26 protein-coding genes and 1 tRNA gene are annotated in these 25,497 nt (G+C 61.9%); 9 read left to right on the top strand and 18 right to left on the bottom strand.

The window, feature by feature from the left end; genetic code table 11:
* Positions 1 to 16: 16 nt before the first annotated feature.
* The 4 genes from rpsB to AC0IPL_RS07830 all read right to left on the bottom strand — a co-directional run bounded on the left by rpsB (position 17) and on the right by AC0IPL_RS07830 (position 2,893).
* Positions 17 to 790, bottom strand: a complete 774-nt coding sequence (gene rpsB, locus AC0IPL_RS07815) for a 30S ribosomal protein S2 (protein ID WP_474273356.1) — start codon at positions 788 to 790, stop codon at positions 17 to 19.
* 213 nt (positions 791 to 1,003) lie between these two features.
* The gene (gene olsA, locus AC0IPL_RS07820; protein ID WP_474273357.1) at positions 1,004 to 1,846 is read right to left on the bottom strand and encodes a lyso-ornithine lipid O-acyltransferase; all 843 of its coding nucleotides are present in this window, start codon (positions 1,844 to 1,846) and stop codon (positions 1,004 to 1,006) included.
* Positions 1,843 to 2,604, bottom strand: a complete 762-nt coding sequence (gene olsB, locus AC0IPL_RS07825; protein ID WP_474273358.1) for an L-ornithine N(alpha)-acyltransferase — start codon at positions 2,602 to 2,604, stop codon at positions 1,843 to 1,845. The genes olsA and olsB overlap by 4 nt, the downstream gene beginning before the upstream one ends.
* A gap of 106 nt (positions 2,605 to 2,710) precedes the next feature.
* Positions 2,711 to 2,893, bottom strand: a complete 183-nt coding sequence (locus tag AC0IPL_RS07830; RefSeq protein WP_474273360.1) for a DUF3553 domain-containing protein — start codon at positions 2,891 to 2,893, stop codon at positions 2,711 to 2,713.
* 34 nt (positions 2,894 to 2,927) lie between these two features.
* Between AC0IPL_RS07830 and AC0IPL_RS07835 the strand changes: the two genes are divergently transcribed.
* Positions 2,928 to 3,524, top strand: a complete 597-nt coding sequence (locus AC0IPL_RS07835) for a histidine phosphotransferase family protein (RefSeq protein ID WP_474273362.1) — start codon at positions 2,928 to 2,930, stop codon at positions 3,522 to 3,524.
* A gap of 77 nt (positions 3,525 to 3,601) precedes the next feature.
* Here the strand turns inward: AC0IPL_RS07835 and AC0IPL_RS07840 are convergent, their stop codons facing one another.
* From AC0IPL_RS07840 to AC0IPL_RS07870, 7 genes are all read right to left on the bottom strand, one after another.
* Positions 3,602 to 4,867: a glutamate-5-semialdehyde dehydrogenase gene (locus tag AC0IPL_RS07840; RefSeq protein WP_474273363.1), complete on the bottom strand. Its 1,266-nt coding sequence runs from the start codon at positions 4,865 to 4,867 to the stop codon at positions 3,602 to 3,604.
* A 75-nt stretch (positions 4,868 to 4,942) separates the two neighbouring features.
* Entirely contained in the window at positions 4,943 to 6,049 is a 1,107-nt protein-coding gene (gene proB, locus AC0IPL_RS07845; protein WP_474273364.1) for a glutamate 5-kinase, read from the bottom strand.
* Positions 6,037 to 7,071 (bottom strand): GTPase ObgE, encoded by a 1,035-nt coding sequence (gene obgE, locus AC0IPL_RS07850; protein WP_474273366.1) that lies wholly within the window; start codon positions 7,069 to 7,071, stop codon positions 6,037 to 6,039. Before obgE ends, proB begins: the two co-directional genes overlap by 13 nt.
* 122 nt (positions 7,072 to 7,193) lie before the next feature.
* The gene (locus tag AC0IPL_RS07855; protein WP_474273367.1) at positions 7,194 to 7,730 is read right to left on the bottom strand and encodes a GNAT family N-acetyltransferase; all 537 of its coding nucleotides are present in this window, start codon (positions 7,728 to 7,730) and stop codon (positions 7,194 to 7,196) included.
* Positions 7,731 to 7,977: 247 nt separating this feature from the next.
* Entirely contained in the window at positions 7,978 to 8,247 is a 270-nt protein-coding gene (gene rpmA, locus AC0IPL_RS07860; protein ID WP_474273369.1) for a 50S ribosomal protein L27, read from the bottom strand.
* Positions 8,248 to 8,258: 11 nt separating this feature from the next.
* Positions 8,259 to 8,807 (bottom strand): 50S ribosomal protein L21, encoded by a 549-nt coding sequence (gene rplU / locus AC0IPL_RS07865; protein WP_474273371.1) that lies wholly within the window; start codon positions 8,805 to 8,807, stop codon positions 8,259 to 8,261.
* 221 nt (positions 8,808 to 9,028) lie between these two features.
* Positions 9,029 to 9,841, bottom strand: a complete 813-nt coding sequence (locus AC0IPL_RS07870; protein ID WP_474273829.1) for a DUF2059 domain-containing protein — start codon at positions 9,839 to 9,841, stop codon at positions 9,029 to 9,031.
* Between the two features lie 158 nt (positions 9,842 to 9,999).
* Here AC0IPL_RS07870 and AC0IPL_RS07875 point away from each other — a divergent pair.
* Positions 10,000 to 10,089, top strand: a tRNA-Ser gene (locus AC0IPL_RS07875).
* Positions 10,090 to 10,820: 731 nt separating this feature from the next.
* On the opposite strand, the gene AC0IPL_RS07880 is transcribed toward AC0IPL_RS07875, so the two are convergent.
* Positions 10,821 to 11,858: a zinc-dependent alcohol dehydrogenase family protein gene (locus AC0IPL_RS07880; RefSeq protein ID WP_474273373.1), complete on the bottom strand. Its 1,038-nt coding sequence runs from the start codon at positions 11,856 to 11,858 to the stop codon at positions 10,821 to 10,823.
* A gap of 140 nt (positions 11,859 to 11,998) precedes the next feature.
* Between AC0IPL_RS07880 and AC0IPL_RS07885 the strand changes: the two genes are divergently transcribed.
* Positions 11,999 to 12,478 (top strand): Lrp/AsnC family transcriptional regulator, encoded by a 480-nt coding sequence (locus AC0IPL_RS07885; protein ID WP_474273374.1) that lies wholly within the window; start codon positions 11,999 to 12,001, stop codon positions 12,476 to 12,478.
* Between the two features lie 1,016 nt (positions 12,479 to 13,494).
* On the opposite strand, the gene AC0IPL_RS07890 is transcribed toward AC0IPL_RS07885, so the two are convergent.
* Genes AC0IPL_RS07890 through AC0IPL_RS07900 form a run of 3 tightly spaced genes read right to left on the bottom strand, consistent with a single transcriptional unit; the run spans position 13,495 to position 15,815 of the window.
* Positions 13,495 to 14,556 (bottom strand): dihydropteroate synthase, encoded by a 1,062-nt coding sequence (locus AC0IPL_RS07890; protein WP_474273376.1) that lies wholly within the window; start codon positions 14,554 to 14,556, stop codon positions 13,495 to 13,497.
* A gap of 9 nt (positions 14,557 to 14,565) precedes the next feature.
* Entirely contained in the window at positions 14,566 to 15,492 is a 927-nt protein-coding gene (locus AC0IPL_RS07895; RefSeq protein WP_474273830.1) for a methylenetetrahydrofolate reductase, read from the bottom strand.
* 26 nt (positions 15,493 to 15,518) lie between these two features.
* The gene (locus AC0IPL_RS07900; RefSeq protein ID WP_474273377.1) at positions 15,519 to 15,815 is read right to left on the bottom strand and encodes a virulence factor; all 297 of its coding nucleotides are present in this window, start codon (positions 15,813 to 15,815) and stop codon (positions 15,519 to 15,521) included.
* A gap of 284 nt (positions 15,816 to 16,099) precedes the next feature.
* Here AC0IPL_RS07900 and AC0IPL_RS07905 point away from each other — a divergent pair, with 284 nt between their 5' ends.
* Positions 16,100 to 17,212 (top strand): Ppx/GppA phosphatase family protein, encoded by a 1,113-nt coding sequence (locus AC0IPL_RS07905; protein ID WP_474273379.1) that lies wholly within the window; start codon positions 16,100 to 16,102, stop codon positions 17,210 to 17,212.
* 73 nt (positions 17,213 to 17,285) lie between these two features.
* Positions 17,286 to 18,002, top strand: a complete 717-nt coding sequence (locus AC0IPL_RS07910) for an RlmE family RNA methyltransferase (RefSeq protein ID WP_474273381.1) — start codon at positions 17,286 to 17,288, stop codon at positions 18,000 to 18,002.
* A 1-nt stretch (position 18,003) separates the two neighbouring features.
* Here AC0IPL_RS07910 and AC0IPL_RS07915 read toward each other — a convergent pair whose 3' ends face one another.
* A complete protein-coding gene (locus AC0IPL_RS07915) occupies positions 18,004 to 18,192 on the bottom strand; it encodes a hypothetical protein (RefSeq protein WP_474273382.1) in 189 nt (62 codons plus the stop codon).
* A gap of 120 nt (positions 18,193 to 18,312) precedes the next feature.
* Entirely contained in the window at positions 18,313 to 19,185 is an 873-nt protein-coding gene (locus AC0IPL_RS07920; protein WP_474273384.1) for a YihY/virulence factor BrkB family protein, read from the bottom strand.
* 146 nt (positions 19,186 to 19,331) lie between these two features.
* Between AC0IPL_RS07920 and cls the strand changes: the two genes are divergently transcribed.
* The gene (cls, locus tag AC0IPL_RS07925) at positions 19,332 to 20,744 is read left to right on the top strand and encodes a cardiolipin synthase (protein WP_474273386.1); all 1,413 of its coding nucleotides are present in this window, start codon (positions 19,332 to 19,334) and stop codon (positions 20,742 to 20,744) included.
* Here cls and AC0IPL_RS07930 read toward each other — a convergent pair.
* Positions 20,741 to 21,190 carry an ion channel gene (locus tag AC0IPL_RS07930; protein ID WP_474273388.1) on the bottom strand — a complete coding sequence of 150 codons (450 nt, stop codon included), beginning with the start codon at positions 21,188 to 21,190 and terminating at the stop codon, positions 20,741 to 20,743. The two genes, cls and AC0IPL_RS07930, sit on opposite strands and share 4 nt — an antisense overlap.
* Before the next feature lie 176 nt (positions 21,191 to 21,366).
* On the opposite strand from AC0IPL_RS07930, the gene AC0IPL_RS07935 reads away from it, so the two are divergent.
* The 3 genes from AC0IPL_RS07935 to AC0IPL_RS07945 are packed head-to-tail and all read left to right on the top strand — an operon-like array spanning position 21,367 to position 25,470.
* Complete coding sequence (locus tag AC0IPL_RS07935) at positions 21,367 to 22,023, top strand: ABC transporter ATP-binding protein (protein WP_474273389.1); 657 nt, start codon at positions 21,367 to 21,369, stop codon at positions 22,021 to 22,023.
* 53 nt (positions 22,024 to 22,076) lie between these two features.
* Positions 22,077 to 24,425: an FtsX-like permease family protein gene (locus tag AC0IPL_RS07940; protein WP_474273391.1), complete on the top strand. Its 2,349-nt coding sequence runs from the start codon at positions 22,077 to 22,079 to the stop codon at positions 24,423 to 24,425.
* The gene (locus AC0IPL_RS07945; RefSeq protein WP_474273393.1) at positions 24,415 to 25,470 is read left to right on the top strand and encodes a lipocalin-like domain-containing protein; all 1,056 of its coding nucleotides are present in this window, start codon (positions 24,415 to 24,417) and stop codon (positions 25,468 to 25,470) included. Before AC0IPL_RS07940 ends, AC0IPL_RS07945 begins: the two co-directional genes overlap by 11 nt.
* Positions 25,471 to 25,497: the final 27 nt, after the last annotated feature.

Genomic DNA, 25,497 nt, shown 5'->3' on the forward strand with positions numbered 1-25,497 from the left:
TCCGTGACGGTACGGATCAGGCGTCAGCGGCGGCTTCTTCAGCAACGGCTTCTTCTGCCGGGGCTTCTTCCAGAGCGCCCAGGTCGACACCTGCGGCACCCAGCTGCGCCGACATGCCGTCCAGCGCTGCGCGGGCAACCAGGTCGCAATACAGCGAGATGGCGCGCGAGGCGTCGTCGTTGCCGGGGATGATGTAGTCGATGCCGTCGGGCGAGCAGTTGGTGTCAACCACGGCCACAACCGGGATACCCAGTTTCTTGGCTTCGGCGATTGCCAGCGCTTCTTTTTTCACGTCGATGACGAACAGCAGGTCCGGCACGCCGCCCATTTCGCGGATACCGCCGAGGGAGGCTTCCAGCTTCTCCTGGTCGCGTTCCATGCCCAGACGCTCTTTCTTGGTCAGGCCTTCGGCGCCGGAGGACATCTTCTCGTCGATTTCCTTCAGGCGGTTGATCGACTGGGAAACGGTTTTCCAGTTGGTCAGGGTGCCGCCCAGCCAGCGGTGGTTCATGTAGTACTGCGCGGATTTCTCGGCGGCTTCAGCGATCGGGCCCGCGGCCTGACGCTTGGTGCCGACGAACAGCACGCGACCGCCCTTGGCAACGGTGTCACGCACCACTTGCAGCGCCTGGTCCAGCATCGGCACGGTCTGGGTCAGATCCATGATGTGGATGCCGTTGCGCGCGCCATAAATGAACGGCGACATGCGCGGGTTCCAGCGCTGAGTCTGGTGACCAAAGTGAACGCCAGCTTCCAGCAGCTGACGCATGGAGAACTCGGGAAGAGCCATGCTATAATATCCTTTTCCGGTTTCAATCCTCGGCGGGGGTCTTATAGAGCGGATGCTCCAACCGGCGGTCCACCAGGGATGTCTCCCCTGATCGGACCAAACCCCGCCTGCGGGTTCGTAGGCGCGCTAATAGATCAGAATGCCTGTGCTGGCAAGTGCACAGGGTGGAAAATCTGCGCTCCTCTTGCACCCTCAGCCAGTCAGGCAGGTCAGTTAGACGGCCACCCGGCCGCGTCGGGCCTCGTCATGCCCCGCCTTGACGATCTGCGCGCTGTGGGCCGCGAGGGCCTTGCGGCAGCTAAAATCCGCAACGCGCAACGGCGCATGGCAAATCACCTCGACTTGGCCCCGGCGAGGGGTGGCCAGAATCTTCAGCAAATGGCTGCCAAAATCCATATCCCCCCACCAGCCGTAATGACGTGCAGGCGCGGCTGATGGCGCGTGATACACCACCGTGATGGGCTGCACATGCAACACATCCCGCAGCTGATCTGCGAAGAACGCCGCAAAAAGCGTTGGCTTGAAAGGCAAAACGCGCAACCCGTCCGTCGAGGTTCCCTCAGGAAAGAACAGCAGTCTATGTCCGGCCAGCAAGCGGGACTGCAAAAGCTGCGCCTGCTGGCGCGCGTGACGCCGGTTTCGCTCAATGAAAAGGGTGCCGGTGGCGCGTGCCAGCCAGCCAATGCCAGGCCAACCAGCCACCTCGGCCTTGGACACAAAATAGATCCGCGCCAACGCGTTCAGGGCAAAGATGTCCAGCCAGGACGCGTGATTGGCCACCAGTGCGCCGCGATGCTGCATCACCTCACCACAAATGGTGAGCCGGAGTCCCAGAATATATAGGGCACCCCGGCAGACAAACTGCGTCAGATGCGGGGACAGCGGTCGGTGCAGCCCGAACAGCGGCCGCTCCAGCAGGCGCAGTGTCATAAGAAGCAACAGTCCGCCAAAGACCAATCCCGCCAGGGCCGGTCCCCGCAGCAGCACCAGCGCCCAACCAAACGTTCCGATCCGCATCCGCTCCGGCGGCTCCTTGCTCTGCCAGCTGATGCTCATGCCGGGCCACGCGCTCCGGTGTAAATCCGGCGCTGACGGTCGTTCATGCGGGCGGTGTCGAGGATCAGGCAGACATCGGTGGTATTGAAGGACCGATCAATGAAAGCGCCTTCGCCGACAAAGCCGCCGAGCCTCAGATAGGCTTTGATCAGCGACGGGACCGCCGTCATCGCAGCCTTCCGATCAAGTTCAGCCTCGTCGACCAGGTTCATGGTTTGAAACGATTTTGACCGGGTCCGCAACCCGTCTGGGGCCAGGTGGCGGTGGTGCAACAAGGACAATGGCTGCGCCAGCCGCGCCGGATCCGTTCCATGGAAACTGGCAACACCAAACAGCACCTCGATACCGTGATCCGCGACATAGGCGGCCAGCCCTGACCACAGGTGATACATCGCCGTGCCACCGCGATAATCCGCGTGCAGGCAAGAGCGCCCCAACTCCAGCAGGCGACGACCAGAGGAGCGCAGCGCCGAGAGATCATATTCATCCTCGGAGTAGAACTGACCGATGGCGGCCGCCTGATCGTCGCGCAGCAAACGGTAGACACCAACCAGCTTGCCGCAGCTTTCATCAGTGACCAGCATGTGGTCAAAATAGGGGTCGAACCGATCGCGTTCCAACCCGGCGGCATGATCCACCATGTCGCCAGAACCGCCCAACTCGCGTATGAAAACCTCATACCGCAGCCGCTGCGCGGCCTTCAGGTCCTCCTCGCAACAGGCCAGTTTCACTGAAAATTCAGGGGCATGTTGTAGCATTGCCATCCCTTGCGTGTTTCAGGCTTGAGCGCACCTAACTTATGCGGCAAAGAAAGCGCAAGGATTAGAGTGCATTTGAGGGAGTTTGTTAACCCTTCATAAACGGTTATGGCTCAAAGACGGGGATAAGTGCGATGCGTGCCCCATCGATGACAAGTTTCCCCTGATCGGGGAAGTTCACCGTGATCTTGCCGCCCGCGTTTGACTGCACCTGTCCCAGCCCCCATTCCGGGTGGTCGGGGTGGCGGACGAACATGCCGGGGGCCAAAATAGCGTTCAGGTCATTCATTGGCGGGTGGCCCATTTCGGAGGAAGTAAAAGTTATGGCTGTAGATAACGCCAATCTCGCTGCATTGGTAGGGTCACGGATCTGTCACGATCTGATCAGTCCGGTCGGCGCCATCAACAACGGCTTGGAACTGCTTGGCATGGCAGGCAGCATGTCCGGCCCGGAACTGGAGCTTATCTCCGACAGTGTTTCCAATGCCAATGCACGTATCCGGTTCTTCCGCATTGCATTCGGCTCGGCCGGGGACCAGCAGATGGGGCGGGCCGAGGTGGTGTCCGTGCTGGAGGACATCAGCAAGGCTGGCCGGGTGAAATACCAGTGGTCTCCGTTGGAGGGCTGCACCCGCAGCGAGGCGCGTTTGGCGCTCCTGTGTGCGCTGTGCCTCGAAAGCGCCCTGCCCTATGGCGGAACGGTCAAGATCTTCTGCGCCGAAGGCAAATGGACCGTGATGGGTGAAGGCAGCAAGCTGAACGTGGATGACGAACTATGGGCACGGGTCAGCGGTGGCACGTCCAATGCGGAGATCACTCCCGCGCTGGTGCAATTTGCGCTGTTGCCCGAGGCCGCCCGTGAGGCGGAGCGCACCGTGCGACTGGAACAGAATTTGCAGAAGATCACCCTTCAATTCTAAATCGCAGAGTTTAGATCGCACTGTAACCATCTGAATACGCCGGGCTGTTTGCCCGGCGTTTCGCGTTTGTCGTGATCTCAGGCGCGGATGGTGCCACTGCCGCGCACCAAGTATTTGAAGCTGGTCAGCTGCTTGGCGCCCACCGGCCCACGCGCGTGCATCTTGCCGGTGGCGATACCGATCTCCGCGCCCATGCCAAATTCGCCGCCATCGGCAAACTGGGTCGAGGCGTTGTGCATCAGGATCGCACTGTCCAGCTCGGCAAAGAACGTCTGAACCGCGGCCTCGTCCTCGGCTATGATACAATCGGTGTGCTGAGAATGGTGTCTGCGGATATGGGCAAGCGCTTCGTCGATGTCCGCAACCGGCTTGGCCGCGATGATCGCATCCAGGTATTCCTTGCCCCAATCTTCGGCGCTGGCAAGTGCCATGCCCTCCGGTCCCGGCAGGCCTGCCTCGGCGCGGATTTCAACGCCGGCGGCCGCGAGCGCCTCCAGCACGGTCTTGCCCAGCGTGTCGGCAATGTCCTGATGGATCAGCAGGCATTCAGCAGCGCCGCAGATTCCGGTGCGGCGAGTCTTGGCGTTCAGCACCACATCCAGCGCCTTTTGCGGATCCGCCGTTTTGTCCAGATAGATGTGGACGATGCCTTCCAGGTGGGCAAAGACCGGCACCCGCGCCTCGCGCTGGACCAGACCGACCAGACCCTTGCCGCCGCGCGGCACGATGACGTCGACATAGTCGGTCATAGTCAGCAGTTCCTGGACTGCCGCACGGTCGCGGGTCGGCACCAGCTGCACTGCGTCCGCCGGCAGGCCCGCGGTTTCCAGCCCCTCCGCCAGACAGGCGTGGATCGCCTGGGATGAGTGAAAGCTTTCAGAGCCGCCGCGCAGGATCACCGCATTGCCGGATTTCAGGCACAGCGCGCCCGCGTCCGCGGTCACGTTCGGGCGGCTTTCATAGATCACGCCGATGACGCCCAGCGGCGTGCGCACGCGCTGGATATGCAGGCCACTGGGCTGCCGCCAGTCTTCCATGATTTCGCCGATCGGATCTGCCTGCTCCGCCACTGCGCGCAAGCCATCGACGATGCCCTGAATCCGGGGCTCGTCCAGCATCAGCCGGTCCATCATCGCATCGGACAGGCCTTTGCCGCGGCCAAACTCAAGATCCTTGGCATTGGCGGCGATGATCTCGGCGCGGCGGCTCCAAACCGCCTCTGCGGCGCCAATCAGCGCCGCGTGTTTGCGTTCCGCGCTGGCCGTAGCCAGAGTTTGCGCCGCTTGCTTTGCACGTTTGCCAAGCTCCGCCATCATGGCGGGAATGTTGTCAGTATCGTTCATAGTGTTCCGTGCCCTTGCCGGTCCCTGTCTGGCACTGCATGCCTGCCGGCTGAAATAAACTATCAGTAGGTCGGGTCAAAGCGCCATATCATCGCGGTGGATCAGCGCGGCGCGACCAGGGTAGCCCAGCGTCGCCTCGATCTCCTGCGATCGGCGCCCCTGAATGGCGCGGGCTTCGTCTGCGGTATAGCGTGACAGCCCCTGCCCCAGTTTGCGCCCGTCCGGGCCGAGGATGGCCAGCGGATCGCCGCGGCCAAAGTCACCCTCCACATGACGCACACCTGCGGGCAGCAGGCTTTTGCCGGACATCAGCGCGCGGGCGGCGCCGTCATCGATGGTGAGAACACCGCGGGTCTTCATCGCCGCAATCCAGCGCTTACGCGCTGCTTGCGGATCACCCTGCGCGGCAAACCAGGTGCAGGGCGCGCCACCCTCCAGCGTTTTTAATGGGTTGAGAGGCGAACCTTCTGTGATTGCCATGGCGCAACCCGCCGCGGTCGCCATCTTGGCTGCCAGCAGTTTGGTAATCATGCCGCCCTTGGACAGGCCGGACACCCCGTCGCCCGCCATCGCTTCAATCTCTGGCGTGATCGTCTCAATCCGGTCGTACCGCTGCGCCGTCGGATCCAAGGCCGGATTGGCGCTGTAGAAGCCATCGACGTCCGACAGCAAGATCAATGCGTCCGCGCCAACCGTGACGGCCACCTGTGCCGCCAGCCGGTCATTGTCGCCATAGCGGATCTCGTCGGTGGCAATGGTGTCGTTTTCGTTGACGATCGGCACCGCGCCCAGACCCAGCAGCGTTTCCAGCGTCGCGCGCGAGTTCAGGTAGCGACGGCGGTTTTCGCTGTCCTCCAACGTCACCAGCACCTGCGCAGTGGTGATCCGGTGCGGCGCCAGCGCTTCCTCATAGGCGCGCGCAAGGCGAATCTGGCCGACCGCGGCGGCGGCCTGGGACTGCTCCAGCGGCAGATCGGCGCGCGGCAGGTCCAGTACACCGCGCCCCAGCGCGATTGAGCCGGAGGACACCAGTACCACATCGGTGCCCTGCGACTTCAGCCAGGCCACGTCATTCGCCAGGGAATGCAGCCAACCGGCCCGCAGCTCGCCGCTGATGCGGTCCACCAGCAGCGCAGAGCCGATCTTGACGACAATCCGCCGGGCAGAACTCAGGGCCGCCACGTCTCTTCCTCCTCGACGGGTTTCAGGCGCACCCGGTCATCGTCGATCTCCGCCCGCACCGCGCGCAGAACCTCGTTCAAACCTTCGCGGCTGACGCCGGACATCATCAAAACGGGTCCACCCACGGCCGCCTCCAGGGCGGCGCGCTTCTCGTCTCGCTCTTCCGGGTCGAGCGCATCAACCTTGTTCAGCGCGGTGATGCGCGTCTTGGTGGCCAGCACGCCGCCATAAGCCTCTAACTCGCCGATGATGGTCTCGTAATCCTCCACCACGGTGTCCGATGTGCCATCAACCAGATGCAGCAGCACCGCGCAGCGTTCCACATGGCCCAGGAAACGGTCGCCAATGCCCTTTCCCTCATGGGCGCCTTCAATCAGGCCGGGAATATCCGCCACCACAAATTCTGTGTTGTCGATTCCCACCACGCCGAGGTTCGGATGCAACGTTGTAAAAGGGTAGTCAGCAATTTTGGGCCGCGCGTTGGAGGTCGCGGACAAGAAGGTCGACTTGCCCGCATTCGGAAGGCCCAGCAGGCCGGCGTCGGCGATCAGTTTCAGCCGCAGCCAGATGGTGCGTTCAACACCTTCCTGGCCGGAGTTGGCGCGGCGGGGCGCCTGGTTGGTGGCCGATTTGAAGTGCAGGTTGCCAAAGCCGCCATTGCCGCCCTTGGCCAGCAGCACCCGCTGTCCAACCTCGGTCAGATCCGCCAGCACGGTTTCCTCGTCCTCGTCCAGAATCTCAGTGCCCACCGGCACCCGCAGCACGATGTCGTCGCCGTCCTTGCCGGTGCGCTGGCGCCCCATGCCGGACTGGCCGTTCTTGGCAAAGAAATGCTGCTGATAGCGGAAATCGATCAGCGTGTTCAGCCCGTCGGTGACTTCTGCCCAAACGGAGCCACCCTTGCCGCCGTCACCGCCGTCGGGGCCGCCGTATTCGATGTATTTCTCGCGGCGAAAGCTAACACAGCCGTTCCCGCCTGCGCCCGAGCGAATATAGACCTTGGCCAGATCGAGGAATTTCATGACAGCTCCTTAATGCGGACCGGTTCTGCGCCGCGTCCGCCCACTACAGATATTCCCGCAAGCGCCGGATGCGCCTGCGAGAATGTTGAGATTGCCTTACCGCAAAGCGCGCGCCGCGCCAATCACAGTTTTCGGCTGTAAGTCCAGGTTGGTACGGTGGCGTCACGGGCGACCGAATAGCTTTCGGCATCGCCCAGGTAGGTGAACTCGCAGTGTGTCAGCACCCTGGCGGAGGCCGGGTTGTCCTGAAACACCGCCGCAAACATCGCCGCGTTACGCTGCGGATTGGCGTCCACCAAGGCTTTCAGCGCGGCAGAGGCCAGGCCGGTGTTCCAAAATGGCGGCGCAGTCCAGAACGACACCTCGGACTGGTTGCGGTCCATCCGTTTCAGGCCGATTACGCCCTTCAGCTCGGCGTCCCCCTCGACGGTGCCGTCGATCACCCAGACATCCTCGTCGCGCTCTTCGGCCATGGCCCGCGCGACAAAAGCCTCCGCGGCGCCGGGCGGCAGCGGGTGCGGCACGGAGCGCGTCATCCGTGCAACCCGTTCGTCGCTTACGTAATGTTCAATCAGTCCGGCGTCCGATTTTCGCAGCGGGCGCAGCACAAACCGATCAGTTTCGATTACCTGCTGGCACACGATCTGTTCCAGGTTCATGGGTGTCATCCTCCTCTGCGCAACGTCCTGCGGCGGCGCTGGCCCCGCAGGGGGGTGCCGCCCTCCTCAGATGTGATCGCCCTGCCGTGGCGGCAAGTGGCTCCACCGGGATATACTGCAATGCACCACAGCGCCGCTCTGGCGTGTGGCCAAGATGAAAAAGTCATTGCGAACTCGCATCTGGAAACAAATAGGGGATCGGCTGTGCAGCCGATCCCCCAATGATTTTAGAACCGTTCGGGTCGGCTTACTCAGCGGCCTCCGCCACTGGCAGAACCGATACGAAGGTGCGGCCTTTCAGGCCCTTGCGGAAGTTTACAGCACCATCGGTGGTGGCAAACAGGGTGTGATCCTTGCCGATGCCCACGCCTTCGCCCGGCCAAAACTTGGTGCCGCGCTGACGGATGATGATGTTGCCCGCGATGGCCGCCTGGCCACCGAAGAGTTTCACGCCAAGGCGGCGACCCGCGGAGTCGCGGCCGTTACGGGAGGAACCGCCAGCTTTTTTATGTGCCATTCTGTCTCTCCTTAGCCTTTAGCCAGATCTTTGGCTTGCTCAACCCACTCGGGCTTCACTTTGATTGCTTCGATACCAGCAATGTCGTCTTCGGACAAGGCTGCGATCTGGGCAAAGCTGGTGAGACCGGCTTCGTTCAGCTTCTTGGCAGCGGCAGGGCCGACACCGGTCAGCTGGGTCAGGTCGTCCGATGCGTCCGCGGCAGGCGCGGTTTTGGCAGCGGCTTTCGGCGCAGCTTTGGTAGCGCCCGATGCCAGGATCTCGGTGATCCGCACCAGGGTCAGTTTCTGACGGTGGCCGACAGTGCGCTTGGAGGAGTGCTTCCGGCGGCGTTTGACGAAGTTGATGACCTTGTCGCCCTTGATCTGGTCGATGACCTCGGCCTTGACGGCCGCGCCTTCGATCAGCGGAGCGCCAACAACCGGTGCGTCGCCGCCCAGCATCAGAACTTCGTCGAATTGGATGGTTTCGCCAGCATCAGCAGCCAATTTTTCAACGCGGAGCACGTCGCCCGCCTGAACCTTGTACTGCTTGCCGCCAGTCTTGAGGACCGCAAACATATGCGTCTTTCCTTTTTCAACCGCGTCCTTCGGCCCCCGTTCGGGTGTTTCGGCAAATGCCGCCTCGGACAGCGCGCCCGCGGTGCGGACGTATTACAAAAGCAATCCCGGCACAGAGAGTCCGAGCCGGGATTGCGGGCTTATGCGGTGGATTGGTGAGTCTGTCAACCGGTTTTCCCGCGGCCAAAGCGGCGCGGTCCAATACCAGCGCCTACGCGGCCTCAGATATCCTGTCCGGGCTTGAGCTCTGCCATGCGCCGGGCGAGCTCTTCAAACCGATTGGCGGTGATTTCATACTGCACCGCATTCAGCAGCTCGTACACCTGTTGCATTGGTTCCTGCTCCAGCGCCACGACATACCGTTCGAGCTCCGCATCATCGAACCCCTGATACGTATAAGCAGAGGCCGCCATGCCGGCGATTTGCAGGTTCAGCCGCAGCGTGCCCTCCTGCTCTTTCAGCAAGGCACGCAGGTCCTCAGCGTCGAGCCCCAGATCAATTACCCCGGCCGCCGCCGCGGCCATCAGGAAACGGAATTGGATCTGTTGCAGTGCCTGGACGCCCGTATCCGCGCTATCGATGGCACTGCCCATCCGCTGAAACAGCGCCACCCTCTCACTGCCGGATTTTACCAGATCAGCGATAATACGGCTGCCGGCCTCCTGCTTGACCGTCTCATCGGCAATCATGTGGGCGGCGTTCTCCGCCTGCACCAGCCGCTGCCCCAGGTCACTGGCGTAAAAGCCTGCGGCATGGTCCAGCGCTGCATCATCCAGCGTTTCGACAAGGATCTCCTCCGCCATGCCGCGCATCAGGGTCGTGTCGAAAACCTCCTCGGACATGCGGCGCCAGTTGGTGCCAAAGGCGCCGGCATCCAGCCCCAGCATTTCCGGCGCGGAGGCGGCCGACAGGGCAATGCTGTCCAGCGCCACGTCAAATCCAGTGACGTTCAGAAAAGCCGCCACCCGCTGCCGGTCCGCAGCCCCCACCGGATTGGCCAAAAGGCTGAGCAGAGTCAGAAGCCCGGCAAGCATCAGGCGGGGTGCGGCGGAAAAGTGCAGGATCCTCGACATACAGGGAACTTAGGCAAAAACCTGTGGCAGGCAAAGGGAATCCCGGCTTTTTTTGTCAAAGCGCAATTTCTGTCTTGCACGCTGTCGGAATCAACATTAAACCGCCCCTCACCCCCCGCGGAGAGGTGCCGGAGTGGTCGAACGGGGCGGTCTCGAAAACCGTTGTGGGTGCAAGCCCACCCAGGGTTCGAATCCCTGTCTCTCCGCCACTATTCCCCTAAATTCACTGCATAAAGAACAATTTGCCGGGTATAGTGTGCTTGCGTCATGGCTCCGTCGCGCCAATAGCAAGCACCATACAATGATGCTTACCTGCGTTCCGACAGCGCCGACCATGCTCCCCCCCTTGAATGACACCTATGTCACCTTTCGGGTTCACCGCGCGAGTGGCGAGACCTGGGGCACGGAGAGACATGAGCGAGTAAACTCAGTGCCCGTAGACGCGAGCATGTGAGAACCCCGCCGCGCGGTGTCCTCCCAGCTTGGCCCCGTGTACTTTCGACCTACGAGGCGAGCAATTGTGGACCTGGGCGAATGGTTGCAACCGTTCCACCTCGCTACCACACGGATAGCCGCAGCCGCTGTGCCCTCTTGCAGATACGAACGCTTTCGGCCCTTTGCGGATGAGGTGGATGGCTCCTCCTCCACCGGCATCGAACGTGCCAAAGTGCAGTAGACTTCGACTGCACCATCTGCGACGCAAAACAATCTGAAGCAGGGCATGATCTCGCCGCGCGGCTGGGACGGACACTGCTGAACAAATCCGGTGGTGGCAAAAAACAGCTCGGCCGCATCCCCAAGTAAGGGGGGATCGATATATCCGAGAACTGCTGATCGTCGGCATGGCGCGTGAGTTCAAGTCCGCCAAGCCATCCTACTGCATCGAGGTAATAGCGGAGGCCATATTGCCGCCGCCGATGGATGCGATGGTCTCCATGGCTCAGAACCGGGTGATGACGGTGGCGCCGACCGACTGGAATTTATCCATCTCCATCAGGGCCTGCGGGGCCTGCGCAAGGCTGATCTGCTGCCCCACCAGCCGCGCCGGATCGAGCTGCCCGCGCGCCACCATGTCCAGCATCGCGCCGTAGCGGTGTGCCTGCATCCCGTGCGAACCAAGCAGTTCGATCTCCTGCCCGACGATCTTCGGCATAGGGATCGCGGGGGCGGCGTGCTCACCCAGCATCAGCCCCACCTGCACGTGCTTGCCACGCGGCCGCAGGCAGAGGATCGAGTTGGTCATGGTCACGGGGTGCCCCAACCCGTCGAGCGAGACATGCGCACCGCCCTTGGTGATCTCATGAATGGCGGCGGGCACGTCGGCTTCCTTGCCGTCTATGACCGCCACGGCACCAAGTTCCTTCGCCATTGCCAGCTTCGCCGGGTCAAGGTCGACGCCGATCACGTTCGCCCCCGCAGCCGCCGCGATCATCACCGCCGAGAGGCCCACGCCGCCGCAGCCCTGCACCGCCACCCACTGGCCCGCGCTGACGCGGCCCTGGTCGATGACTGCCCGGAATGAGGTGGCAAAGCGGCAGCCGAGGCTGGCGGCGGTGGCAAAATCCATTATCTCGGGAAGTGCGACAAGATTCAGATCGGCCTGGTGGATCGGCACGTATTCGGCAAACGACCCCCAGTGGGTGAACCCGGGCTGTTCCTGATGCAGGCAGACCTGCTGGTTGCCGGAGTGACATTCCGAGCAGCTGCCGCAGCCGCAGATGAAGGGCACCGTGACCTTGTCGCCCTTTTTCCAGTTCTTCACGTCCTTGCCCACGGCTTCGACCACGCCCGCCAGCTCATGCCCTGGTACATGCGGCAACGCGATGTCGCTGTCATGCCCCATCCAGCCGTGCCAGTCGCTGCGGCAGACCCCGGTCGCGGCGACCTTGAGCACCACGCCATGCGGCTCGGGGGTCGGATCGTCGATGGTAACGAGCTTGGGGGCTTCCTGGAACTTCTCGAAAAGCACGGCTTTCATCGCAGGGCCTTTCAGCTTGGGGCGATTTGGTGGAAAGAATACCCGCGGCCGGTGAAACATCTTCGCCATTCTACTTCGCTTTGGCAATAATTGGGGCAGGACCACCCATTTACGGCCCGAAGCCAGAAGGAATCCTCCCCATGCCCGCGATTGACGGCGTCAATGCCGAGCTTCTGACCCTGCTGCAAGACGACGGTCGAATGACCAATGCGAAGCTCGCCGAACGTATCGGGATGAGCGAAACTCCCTGCTGGCGGAGGCTGAAACGGCTCGAGGAAAGCGGCATCATAGAAGGCTACCAGGCCAATCTGAATCGCCGGAAGCTGGGCCTCGGCGTCATGGCCTTCGTCCAGTTACGCTGTTCCGAGCACGACCAGGCGGCTACCGCTGAATTCCAGCGCATCGTAGAGACGACGCCGAATATCCTTGCCTGCCACAACACCACCGGAGCGGACGATTTCCTGCTGATCGTGGTGGCGCGGGACCTCGACGATTACAGCGCCTTCGTCGACAGCACGTTGCGACGGCTGCCCGGGGTTACCAGCATCCGCTCCAATCTGTCGCTGAAGGAAATGAAAGCGTCGAGCAAGTTGCCGGTAACGTCAGCAATCTTCAGTTGAGGCGCCTGCTGCGGCGTATGTCCACTCGCCGCTTATGGGGCTCATTGAACCAGCAAGCGGCGAAGCTCGCCGACCTCCCCGCCCCTCATGCAAGCCGTTATGGACCTACAGCGCATTCAGTGCAAGGCCACGTAGAATTCGCGCCGCCGATCATCACGCCCCTCCGATTGTAGGAGACCCTGCTTGCGTTGGGCCCCCTCCACATCCCCTCGGGACATGAGCGGAGACTACCTCAGCCCGTTGTCTCCATCCGAACGCACTCGGTCTCGCTGCCGCTGGAAAAGGGAGCGTAGGTGGTAACGCTCGGTCGTGACGACCGAACCGTGACCGATGTATTCCTGCACCTTGTAGATCGGCTAACCATCCCGGAACCGTTGGATCACGAACTTGTGGCGCAGGTCGCGGAGGCGCTTGCGAAGTCGACTTCCTGCCCATACCGCCAGACGAAGTTCGACGGATCCGTTTAGAATAGGCGGCGGGTTTGACGGCGCTGCGGCCGGCAACTCCGGAGTGGATCACAACCTCAAGTCTACTTGGCGAAGTCCAACATCTCATCGAATACTTCGTTGGCTCGGGGCTCCAATTCACGACGAAGCCGATCTTCGTCGTCTCTGCTTCCCCAGCGCACGAAGTAGTCGGGAGGCTGTTCTTTCCATCGTCGCAAGAGCTCGTCGAGGAAGCTCGTGCAGAACGCATCACGGTGGGCTTTGAGGGCTTCCTCCGGTATCTGTGCCCCTTTGAACGCGGGAGCCTCTCTTGGCTTCACAACGAATGTCTTATCGAAATCCGTTGTCACCATCTGCGGATAGCGGGTTGGTCGGGCTGACCAAGACCATCTTCTTGCGGTCATGATCGAGCTGATACGCCAGTAGGGACGATCCGGTTGCCGACCGATCGCTGCTCTGCTCAGACGCGCAGGCTGCCCCCCCTTGGCACTTCATCAGAACTGTGGCCGCCTCCAGCAACAGAAAGGCCGAGCAACATTGCCCGGCCTTTGGTTGTCGATCTTGCCTGGCTCAGGCGCGGCGGCGGCGTCCGGCGGCGCGGCCCCCCCGACCGCGGCCTTCGGTTCCGGCAGCCGCGGGCGCTTTGTTGTTCTTGATCCACTCGCCGCCGTGCGGGTCGTTGTTGGTCAACAGGTTGGCGGCGCGGATCGCTTCCATTTCGGAACCCGCACGCGGCTTGGTGGAGCCCATGCCAAACAGGGTCACGAAGGTTTCATCGTCGATACCGTCCGGCAGCACGATCCCGGCCGCCTCCACTGCCGCTTTCTTCTCGGCGATCTTCTTTTGCGTCACCGGCAGCGCCACCGGGTTCATGATGGCAGACGTCATGCCAGCCGCCATTGCCATCGGCAGGAAGGCATTGTTGATGCCGTGCCGGTTCGGCAGGCCAAAGGAGATGTTGGAGGCACCGCAGGTGGTGTTGACGCCCAATTCGTCCCTCAGACGGCGCACCAGCGCAAAAACCTGCTGACCGGCGGTCGCCATAGCGCCGATCGGCATCACCAGCGGGTCCACCACGATGTCATGGGCCGGGATACCGAAATCCGCGGCACGTTCGACGATTTTCTTGGCAACGGCAAAGCGCACGTCCGGGTCTTCGGAGATGCCGGTATCATCGTTCGAGATTGCCACCACCGGTACGTTGTATTTCTTGACCAGCGGCAGAACGATTTCCAGCCTCTCTTCCTCGCCGGTGACAGAGTTCAACAGCGGTCGCCCCTCGGCAGCAGCCAGACCGGCCTCCAGCGCGGCCGGCACAGAGGAGTCGATGCACAGGGGCACGTCGGTCAACCCCTGCACCAGCTGGATGATCTTGGTCATCAGCGGCGGCTCGGTTTCATTCGGGTTGGGGTTGGAGTTGTACACCACACCCGCATTGATATCGAGGATGTTGGCCCCGGCCAGCACCTGCGCCAGCGCGTCTTGCTCCACGGTCGAGAAGTCGCCCGCTTCCAGTTCCGCCGCCAATTTCTTGCGGCCGGTGGGGTTGATGCGCTCGCCAATGACGCAGAACGGCTCGTCAAAGCCCAGGACCGCGGTTTTGGTTTTTGATTCGACTATTGTACGGGTCATTGGTGATCCTCAGGAATTGACCGGCTTTGCCGAGGCACCGCCGTTGTTGATGGCCCAGGTGGCATTGGTCTTGATGCCGCCTAGCGGGAAGAAATGGACGTTGGTGATGTTAAAATCCGGGTTCGCCGCCTTGTGGGCAGCCAGTTCGGCAACAACGTCTGTCGGCTCATAGGGCAGCAACAGTTTCGACACATCCATCGCACGCTTCTGCAATACCTTCAGCGACGGGCCAACACCACAGGCAATGGCAAATTTGATCAGCGTCTGCAATTTGGCGGGGCCGGCGATGCCGATGTGGATCGGAATGTCTACTCCGGCTTCCTTGACAGCGTCGGCCCATTCGATGATCGGCTTGGCCTCAAAGGCGAACTGTGTAGCCAGGGCCATCTTGGCGTCGGTGCGTTCCGAGAATTTCTGTTTCCACAGAAGCGCTTCCGCGACATTCTTGGTGGATCCGTCGGGGTCGATGTCCTTGTTGCCTTCGGGGTGGCCCGCGACGTGCAGATTGGTGAAGCCCGCCTTGTCGAACAGCCCGGTCTCCAGCAGTTGCATCGAGCTGTGGAAATCGCCGTGCGGTTTGGCAACGCCGCCGGCCAGCAGCAACGCTTGCTTGACGTCCGCCTCGCCCTGATAGCGCGCGATCCAGTCGGCCAGAGTGGCCTGATCCTGGATGATACGGGCGGGAAAATGCGGCATCACCGGGAAGCCTTCGGCGTTCAGCCGCTCGGCGGTGGCAACCATTTCTTCGATCGGGGTGCCGTCGATATGGGCAATGTAGACGCGCGTGCCGGCGGGCAGCAGATCGCGAAAATCGTCAACCTTGGTGGCGGTACGCGGCATCACCTCGATGGAATAGCCTTGCAGGAAGGCCTCGACCGCGGGTGTTACGGGCTGGGCTGCCCCGGCGTCACGTTTCTTGAAGTTCAGCAAAGCCATCGCGGCCTCCCATAATGGTGTCAGGCTCATGCCCATCCGTCATTTGCGATCAGCATTTTCAGCCGGTCCTGATCGTAGTCCTGCTCCAGTCGGGAGGCTTCGGCCTCGGCAATCTCGGCCGGGTCGCCGTCAACCGAATAGGGTGCCGCCTTGCGCCATTCCGCCAGATAGGCGTCTGCGTCCTTGGCGTTCACCTTCATCGCGGCCCGGTCAATGGCCTGTTCAAAGCGTTCCTCCAGCTGCCGTTTGGCGCCGCGGCGGCCTTTGCCAACGATGACCTGCGCGGGAATATCACGCCAGTATACGATGGTGACGTCGGGCATGGCTGGGTTCCTCCTGAGCCTGGATAGACTTCGTTCTAGTGCGCGGACGCGCCGCAGGTTGGTCGGTTTTCGACAACCCGATGGGATTGTGCGACGTTTTGCTGGCCCGGACACTAGCTTTGCGGTCAAATGAACGCCACCGGGGCAATGCGCCATAATATTCATGTGGATTATGAGGCGTGTGGCAGGCCGATGAAATTGCCGACGTCGGCGGAGAGGCGCTTGCGCCGCGGCGGCTGCGCACCTATTGTTACAGTTAACACGATAATCGGAGGGCGTGAATCATGGCGCCCAGGCGCTCGAAAGGTGCGGGCGCGTTTCCCCAGGCGGTCGAGACCCCTGCACCGGCCCGACCCGATCCAGACGCGCTTTATGCTGCGCTGGATCTGGGCACAAATAGCTGCCGCATGCTGATCGCCCAGCCCAAGGGCAGCGGTTTTCATGTGGTGGACAGTTTCTCCAAGTCGGTGCAATTGGGCGCCGGGCTGGAGCGGACCGGACGGTTGTCGCGGTCCTCAATGGCGCGCACCATCCAGGCGCTGCGGATCTGCCAGCAGAAACTGAAACGAAACCGGGTCAGACGGATGCGTCTGGTCGCTACCGAAGCCTGCCGCCGGGCCAAGAATGCGCGAGATTTCATTCGCCAGGTCAAGCGCGAAACCGGCCTGACGCTGGAAATCATCCAGCCCGAGGAAGAGGCGCGGCTGGCGGTGATTTCCTGCGCGCCTCTGGTCTCGACCCGCACCACGCAGCTGTTGGTGGTCGACATCGGCGGCGGCTCGACAGAATTGGTCTGGATCGACATCTCCTCCGTGCCGCGACGCGACCGTCCCTCCGCGATCATGCGGCTGCACCACGGGTTCAACCCGGCCGCCAGCCCATTTCCCACCGCAAAGGTGGTGGATTGGATCTCGGTGCCCTTGGGGGTCGCCACCCTGCGCGACCAGTTCATCGACGTCGAGGATGACGCCGCGCGATTTGCGCTGATGAGCTGGTTCTTCGAAGAAAACCTGGCCGATTTCGCCCCCTACAAGGATGAGCAAAAGCGCGCCGGCTTTCAGATCGTCGGCACATCGGGCACCGTCACCACCGTTGCCGCCTCTCACTTGGGGCTGAAACGCTATGACCGCACCAAGGTGGACGGGCTGCGGATGACCAGCGACCAGATCGACAAGGTGATCCGCAACTATCTGGAACTCGGCCCGCAGGGCCGCCGCCGGGATCCGCGCATTGGCGAGGACCGGCAGGCGCTGATCATGTCCGGGTCGGCCATTTTGCAGGCGCTCTTGCGCTGCTGGCCCACCGACCGGCTGTCGGTGGCGGATCGCGGTCTGCGCGAGGGGCTGCTTTATGCGCAGATGAGCGCCGACGGGGTTCTCGAAGACGGCCCCTTCTAAAGCGGGGCGAAATGCCCTATGTGACGATACTTGGATTTCTCAGGGTCCGGCAGCGCCCGGAAGAAGCAGCGACATGGCAAAGACACCAACTGGCAAGAACACCTCCGGCCGCGGTCAGCGCGATCTGAAGGTCAAGGTCAAGAGCGCCCGCGGGCGCAAGCTCAGCTCGACCCGTTGGTTGCAGCGGCAGCTGAACGATCCCTATGTCAAACGGGCGCAGGCCGAAGGCTATCGCGGCCGCGCCGCCTATAAGATCATGGAGCTGGACGACCGCTTCCGCTTTCTGGTCAATGGCGCCCGCGTCGTTGATCTGGGCTGCGCGCCGGGTGGCTGGGCGCAGGTCGCGGTCAAGCGTATCAATGCATTGGGCGAGAAACCTGGCAAGGCCGTCGGGCGCATCATCGGCGTCGACTTGCAAGAGGTTGAGCCGCTGGCAGGAGCTGAGTTCCACCAGCTGGATTTCATGGACGAAGGCGCTGACGACCAGGTCAAGGAATGGCTGGGCGGCAAGGCGGATGTGGTGATGTCGGATATGGCAGCGGCCAGTTCAGGCCACAAGCAAACCGACCATTTGCGCATCATTTCTCTGTGCGAGGCAGCCGCCTATTTTGCTTTTGACGTGCTGGAGGACGGAGGCACCTTTGTTGCCAAGGTTCTGGCCGGCGGCGCCGAAGGTGAGCTGCAAAAACTGCTGAAGCAGAAGTTCACCAAGGTGATGAACATGAAGCCGCCCTCCTCGCGCTCCGACAGCTCTGAGAAATTTGTGGTTGCCACCGGGTTCCGCGGCTAGGTCAGAACCGAAAGCGTCGCGGGCTGTCCAGCGACTGCATTGCCAGGGTCCGCCACAGCAGCGCCGCGTCGCCCTCGCCTTCTGCCAGCCGGGACACCCGCAGTGGCGCGCGTTTGCGCGCGCGGATCACGGCTTGGCGCAGTTTTTCGACCAGACGGATGCACTGCTGTGGGAATTGGGGATATGTCATGCGGGCGCCCTCTGGTCGTCTGTGTCGCTCCCGGTTTAAAAAGGCATTGGGGTTGAATCTGGGCCGAATTGTGGCCGTCGCGCCTTATTGTTGCAAAAATGGAAACGATAACGGCAATGCTCAGGGCTGCGCCCGATTGGCCTCGTCCGCAAGGTCGATCAGGGCGCCGTTGAATTCTGCGCCAATAATCAGAATCGCGGCGTTCAGATACAGGAAGATCATCGCCGCCATGGCGCCGGCCAGCCCGGCATAAGTCGCCGAATACTGCGCGAAGCTGCTGACATATATTGCAAATCCGCTGCCCGCAGCCAGCCACAACAGCAGCGTCAGCATCGCGCCCGGCAGGATCCGCTGCCAACGGTGTATCCGCCCCGGCAACAACAGATGGAACGACAGCACGGCGCCGACAGGCAGGGACAGCGCGAACAGGCCGCTCAGCCCGCTCTCCAGGCTTTTGGGCAGCGAGGCAAAGGGCACAAACTGGTCGAGGTGACGCATGTAAAGTGGGACCAGAAGTTCCACAGTCGCGGCCAGGATAATACCGGCGCCGCCCAGGATGACCAGAAAGATGCACAGGCCGCGCGCTTTCCAAAAGGGGCGAGTGTCGGTGTCATGATAGGCCTGCACCAGCGCGACGCGCACCGCGTCGACGCCGTTCGAGGCAAAGTAAAGCGCCAGCAACCCGCCCAGGGTGACCAGTTGGGTGTTTGACGTGCGCAGCACCGCCTCCAGTTCGGCGAGGATCGGCTCGGCCACCGGTTCCGGCCAGACACCGAACACCAGATCCGTCAGCTGGTTCATTTCCAGGCTTTGCGAGAACAGTCCAGCCAAAGTGCCTGCCAGTGCCACCGAAAACAGGACGAAGGGAAACAGCGCCAGCATCATGGACATGGCGATGTGGCTGCTCATCACCCAGCCGTTCTTCCGATTGAACCGGCGCAGGGCCATCAGGATGGCGGCGGGCCAGCGACGCAAGGGGGGCAGGATCATCATCGGTTCAAGCTTCCACAATCGCTGGAAAATTACCAGCCATTGACAAAGGCGACCCGCAGATTTCACATTTTGCACCTGGGACCTCTGGCGGTGGAAATGCGGCTAACGTCTCGGATGCACTCAAAAAGAATGGCAAGGAAACATGAATGTTCTTGGGACTCGTCACCATTGCGCTGGCTGCCATTTGGATCGTCGCCGCCTGCGTTGCGATGAGGGCCGCGCGTACGTCTCGCACCCCGCAGGGGGCGATTGGCTGGGTTGTGTTTCTGCTGACCGCCCCGCTCCTTGCCCTGCCCGCCTTTATGATCTTTGGCGATCACCGTTTCCGCAGTTACTGGCGCACCCGTCGCGCCGCCGAACGGGCCCTGCTGCCAAGGCGCACCAAAACCAGCGATCTGGCCGGGCCGCCGCTAACGCTGGCCATCAATCCAGCACCCTTTGAGGCGATCGCAGGCTTCAGGATTTGCAGCGGCAATGGCATGCGGCTTTTGCGCGATGGCCAGTCCACGTTCAAAAGCATATTCGAAGCCATTGACGAAGCTGAAGAATATATCCTGGTGCAGTATTACATCCTGCGCGCCGATGACGTGGGGCAGCAGCTGAAGGAGCGGCTGATCGCGGCCGCCGCGCGGGGGGTCCAGATATGGCTGATGGTTGACAAGATCGGCAGTCGGCAACTGCCACATGCCTATCTGCAAGGGCTGGAACAGGCTGGCATCCATCTGGTCGCGCCGGGTCGCTACCCCCGCCCCTGGACGCGGATGCGGGTCAACTTTCGCAACCACCGAAAGACAGTGATTGTCGACGGCCGCATCGGGTTTACCGGCGGCTACAATGTGGGGGACGAGTATCTGGGCCGCAGCCGCAGTCTCGGCCGGTGGCGGGACACGCATGTAAGGATGACAGGACCCGTGGTGCTGCAACTGCAATTGTCATATGCAGAAGACTGGCACTGGCAGACGCAGGAGCCGATCTTAGACCACCTGCAATGGCACCCTCACCCCGGCACAGAGGACCGACCGGCGTTGATCGCAGCAACCGGCCCCGGTCATGCCGTCGGCAACGGGTCGATGCTGTATTTCTCTGCCATCACGGCCGCGCAGGAACGGGTCTGGCTGGCGTCGCCCTATTTCGTTCCCGACCAGGAGGTCTGTGCAGCCTTGCAACACGCCAGCCTGCGCGGTGTCGACGTACGTATATTGCTGCCGAAAACGGTGGATCACTACCTGCCCTGGCTGGCGAGCTTTGCGTTCTTTGACGAGCTGCAAGCGGCGGGAGTGAAGATTTACAGCTACCAGGGTGGCTTCATGCACCAGAAGTGCTTTGTCATAGACAACACTTTGTGTGGCATTGGCACTTGCAACCTCGACAACCGGTCGTTCCGCTTGAACTTTGAGACGACCGCGCTGTTTTTTGATCCCGGCTCCGCTGCGGAGGTCGCCGACATGCTGCAACACGACTTTGACCAGGCCAGCGATCAACTGGAACCGCTGGGACAGCAAAAACCACTTGTGAGGTTGCTGGCGCCAGTGGCAAGACTATTTGCACCGGTACTTTAGTCGACAGGCCCAGAGTGTTGTTTTTCATCGAAAAACAACCTGCCCATTGCGGTCACGAGAAAGGCAGTGCTGACCCCGAAAGACAGCACCCCATTGACAGAGGCAAGCGCCGCGCAGATCCGCATCATGGGGTCAAGCACGACATCACCGTAGCCAACGGTGGTATAGGTCACCAGCATGAAATAGACCGCCGTGTTCCAGTCCGGCAGGGTACCGGTCTGATAGGTGGCAATCGACCAGATCCAGACCTGGGCGGTGTGGCTGGCCAGAATGGTAAAAATCGTGAACATCAGGACCAGCCCCAACTGCCACGCCCGAAAGGGTTTGGCCCACAGCAAGAGAAGCCGTTTCAATATAGCGCCGCACCAGACCAGCATGGCAATCTGGAGGATCAGGCATATGCTGAGAAAAACCGACCCCCACATCAGTTGTGTCCACAAGGTCATCGGGTTCGCCTGCCTTTTTCACCTGTCACTATGAGGCCAACCTAGAAACTTCCAAATCCCTGTGCAACGGTCCTGGCGCGACAATAGGCAGCTGCCCTGCATACTGGACACCCTCGCGGCAACCGTATTCAGTGCGAACAGAGGACGCGAACCGCTTCACCGGAGGCCTTAGGACCATGGTTTTGTCGATCCGAAACGTGACCAAGTCCTATCCGGGCCAAGGCGCGGACAGTGCCGTGCTGCGGGGGGTATCGCTGGATCTTGCCGCGGGGGACACGTTGGCGCTGACAGGCGACAGCGGGTCCGGAAAGAGCACACTGCTGCATCTGGCCGGCGCGCTTGATCTCTTTGACAGCGGCGAAATCGAGGTGGCGGGAACGGCGCTCTCCGGTCTGTCTGACACGCGCCGCGCCGCGTTGCGAAGAACCAGTGTCTCCCTTGTTTTTCAGCAGTTTAACTTGATACCCTCACTCGACGTAAAACAGAATGTGGCGCTGCATGCCCGGCTGGGAAACCGCTGGGATCCCTGTTGGGGCCAAGACGTTCTGTCGCGGTTGGGTCTGGAGGGACTGAAGAACCGCTATCCTGATCAGCTGTCCGGCGGCCAGCAACAGCGCGTTGCGATCGCTCGCGCGCTCGCCTTGCGACCGGCCTTGTTGCTGGCGGATGAACCCACCGGGAATCTGGATGAGGCCGCCAGCGCGGCGGTCATGGAGCTGATGCTGGAACTGGTGCGTGACAGTGGCGCGGCGCTGTTTCTTGTCACCCATTCGACAACTATCGCCGCGATGCTGGACCGGCGGCTCCATCTGCAACACGGCCTCGTCCAATGATCCGGGCGGCCTTTTTGGGGTTGCTTTCGCACTGGTGGCGGCATCCCCTGCAATTGACGACCCTCATCGTCGGCCTGGCGCTGGCCACCGGGCTTTGGTCGGCTGTTCAGGCGATCAACGCCGAGGCGCGCGCGAGCTATCAACAGGCGCAGGACCAAGTCTCACAAGGCACCGGAACGCGCCTCACCGTTGTGGACGGTGACATATCGCTTGCACAATATACTCGCCTGCGCAGGGCGGGATGGAAGGTGACACCGGTTCAGACCGGAACTCTGAACTTTGGCGGCCAGAACTTTGATATTATAGGGGTGAATCTTCTTGATCACCCGCTTTCGGTGGCACTCGGTTCCGCAAATGGCGCACCCCAGATCGACGCCTTGCGCCCGCCCGGCCGGTTCTTTGCGCATCCCGAAACAGCGGACGCGCTGACCGCACAGCAGCAGCACATTCCAGTGAGCCCCGTGGCGGATCTGCCACCAGATCAGGTGGTTGCCGACATCAGTTTGACCAGCCGCCTACTCAAGCAACCACAACAGATCAGCTATCTTTTGTTGCTTCCCGACCAGCGACCGGGGCTGGAGCCTCTGGCCCGCCTGGCGTCTGATCTCAGGCTCGACACGCCGCGCGGCGTCGGCGATACCGCGCGGCTTACAGAGAGTTTTCACCTTAACCTCACCGCGTTCGGGCTGTTGTCCTTCACGGTGGGTCTGTTCATCGTCCAGGGCGGCATAGCGCTCAGCCTCGAACAGCGTCGCGCCACGATCCGCACCCTGCGCGGACTGGGCGTGCCGCTGCGGCTGCTCGTTGCGCTGGTGGCCTGCGAGCTAACGGTGATCGCACTTTTTTCTGCCGCGCTGGGTCTCGCGGGGGGCTACCTGGTGGCGGCCCTGCTCATGCCGGATGTCAGCGCCACCCTGTCGGGGCTTTACGGCGCCGGGATCGACGGCGGGCTGACACTGCGCCCGTCGTGGATCCTATCAGGCGTGGCCATGGCATTGGCCGGCACATTCTTGGCTGGCGCACAGGCGTTGATTGACCTGTGGCGCATGCCTTTGCTCTCGTCTCCGGCCTCCCACTCTCGCGGCCAGCGTATCCGGCGTTCCTTTCGGCTGATGGCCGGCAGTGGTGTGTTTCTCATCGGTGTCGGAATGATGATATTGCCATTGTTTGATAGTCTTCTGGCTGGGTTTGCATTCCTCAGCGCAATCATGCTGGGGGCGGCCTTGCTGCTTCCGCAGGCTGTCTCTGCGATGTTGGGGCTGGCAACACGTCAATCACGCGGTGCTTTTGCAGGCTGGCTGTGGGCCGACACCCGTGCGCAGCTGCCCGGAATGTCACTGGCGTTAATGGCGCTGTTTCTAGCATTGGCGGCAAATATCGGCGTATCTACAATGGTTTCCAGCTTTCGCCTCACCTTTGTCGGCTGGCTGGACCAGCGGCTGGCATCCGAACTCTACGTGACCGTGCGAACCGATGCGGAAGGCGCGGATCTCCAGCGGTGGCTCGATCAACGCGGGATTACCGCCTTGCCCGTCCGCCGCGCGGATTTGCGGTTTTCCGGGCTGCCGCTGCGGGTCTACGGGGTGGTGGACGATGCAACCTATCGGGACCACTGGCCGCTGATCGAGACCACCCCCGGAGCCTGGGACCAGTTGGCGCGCGGCGGCGCTGCCATGATCAACGAACAGATGGCGCGGCGGCACGGCTTGCGCCCCGGAATGCCACTGACCCTTCACCCAGGTTGGCAGGTTGAGATTGTCGGTATCTATTCGGACTTCGGCAACCCAAATGCCCAGGCAATGGTCTCACTGTCGGCATTGCTGGCCCAGATACCCGAGATCCCGAACCGTCAGTTTGGGCTGCGCCTGACACCGCAGGAGCTGCCCGAGATCGCGCGGGCCATCAGGCAAACCTTTGACCTGCCGCCAAACGGCATAACGGACCAACAGACCATCAAGGCGCGCTCTCTGGCGGTATTCGAGCGGACGTTTGTTATTACAGGTGCCTTGAACGTGCTCACCCTTGGCGTTGCGGGATTTGCCATGTTCAGCAGCCTGCTGACATTGTGGAACCAGCGTCTGCCGCAACTGGCCCCGGTTTGGGCCATGGGTCTGACACGGCGGCAGTTGGCTGCCACCGAATTGCTGCGCAGCCTGCTTCTGGCGGCGTTGACGGCAATACTGGCGCTGCCACTAGGGCTGGTTCTGGCCTGGGCGTTGCTGGCGGTAATCAACGTCGCAGCCTTTGGCTGGAAGCTGCCGATGCACCTGTTTCCAGCTGATTGGGGAAGACTGTTCCTGCTGGCGATGCTGGCCGCTGCGCTGGCCGCTGCCCTGCCCGCCTGGCGGCTGAGTCGGCTGGATCCCGCGGAACTTCTGAAAGTGTTTGCCAATGAACGTTAGTCGCTTATGTGCCGCTGTGCTCTGCCTTCTGGCCACCGCGCCGATCACTCTGGCACAAGGGTTCGCGGGCCTTGGCAGCCGCGCTGAAGAATTTGCCGTACCACGGCCAGACCACACGCTCAGGTTTCCGGCGGACCATGGGGCACATCCGGATTTTCGTATCGAATGGTGGTATTTAACCGCCAATCTTCAGGATGCAGACGGCACCCCCTACGGCATTCAATGGACCTTGTTCCGCACCGCCCTGGCACCGGGTGAGGCCGCTGGATGGCAGAGCCCACAGATCTGGTTGGGCCATGCCGCTGTCACATCCCGCGACCAGCATCTGTTTTCCGAGCGGGTCGCCCGCGGGGGCATCGGCCAGGCGAGGGTAAGGACACAGCCCTTTGCCGCCTGGATCGACGATTGGCAGATGGCAGCAACTTCCAAAGGAATCGAAAACCTCAGCCTTGCGGCGCAAACATCTGATTTCTCTTATGATCTGGAACTGATGGCGGAAGGCCCACTGGTGCTACACGGCGACCGGGGCTATTCGGTGAAATCGGCCAGCGGACAGGCGAGCTATTACTATTCGCAACCGCACTACCGGGTCAGCGGCACCCTTGCCCTGCCCGGTGGCACGGTGCAGGTCACTGGCCAAGGCTGGCTCGACCGGGAATGGTCCAGCCAGCCGCTGGCCGAAGATCAGCGCGGTTGGGATTGGTTTTCGCTCAACTTTGACAGCGGCGACAGGTTGATGGGATTCGTGCTGCGCGGTGACAGTGGGGACTACACCTCAGGCACCTGGATATCGGCCAATGGAAGCGCCACCGCCCTGGCGCCCGGCGCTTTTCAGGCGGTGCCGCTGGCCTCCACGCGCGTCGCCGGGCGCACTGTCCCCATACGCTGGCAGCTGACCCTTGAGGAACATGAGCTTTCTGTGGAGGTTCAAGCGCTTAATCCGCACAGTTGGATGGGCACCAGCTTCCCTTATTGGGAGGGGCCGGTCTCCGTCAGCGGCAGCCATAGCGGCCAGGGCTACCTTGAGATGACCGGTTATGAATAAGGGCGCCCGAAGGCGCCCCTGTTCGTT

The sequence above is a fragment of the Leisingera sp. SA32 genome, from assembly GCF_056033425.1.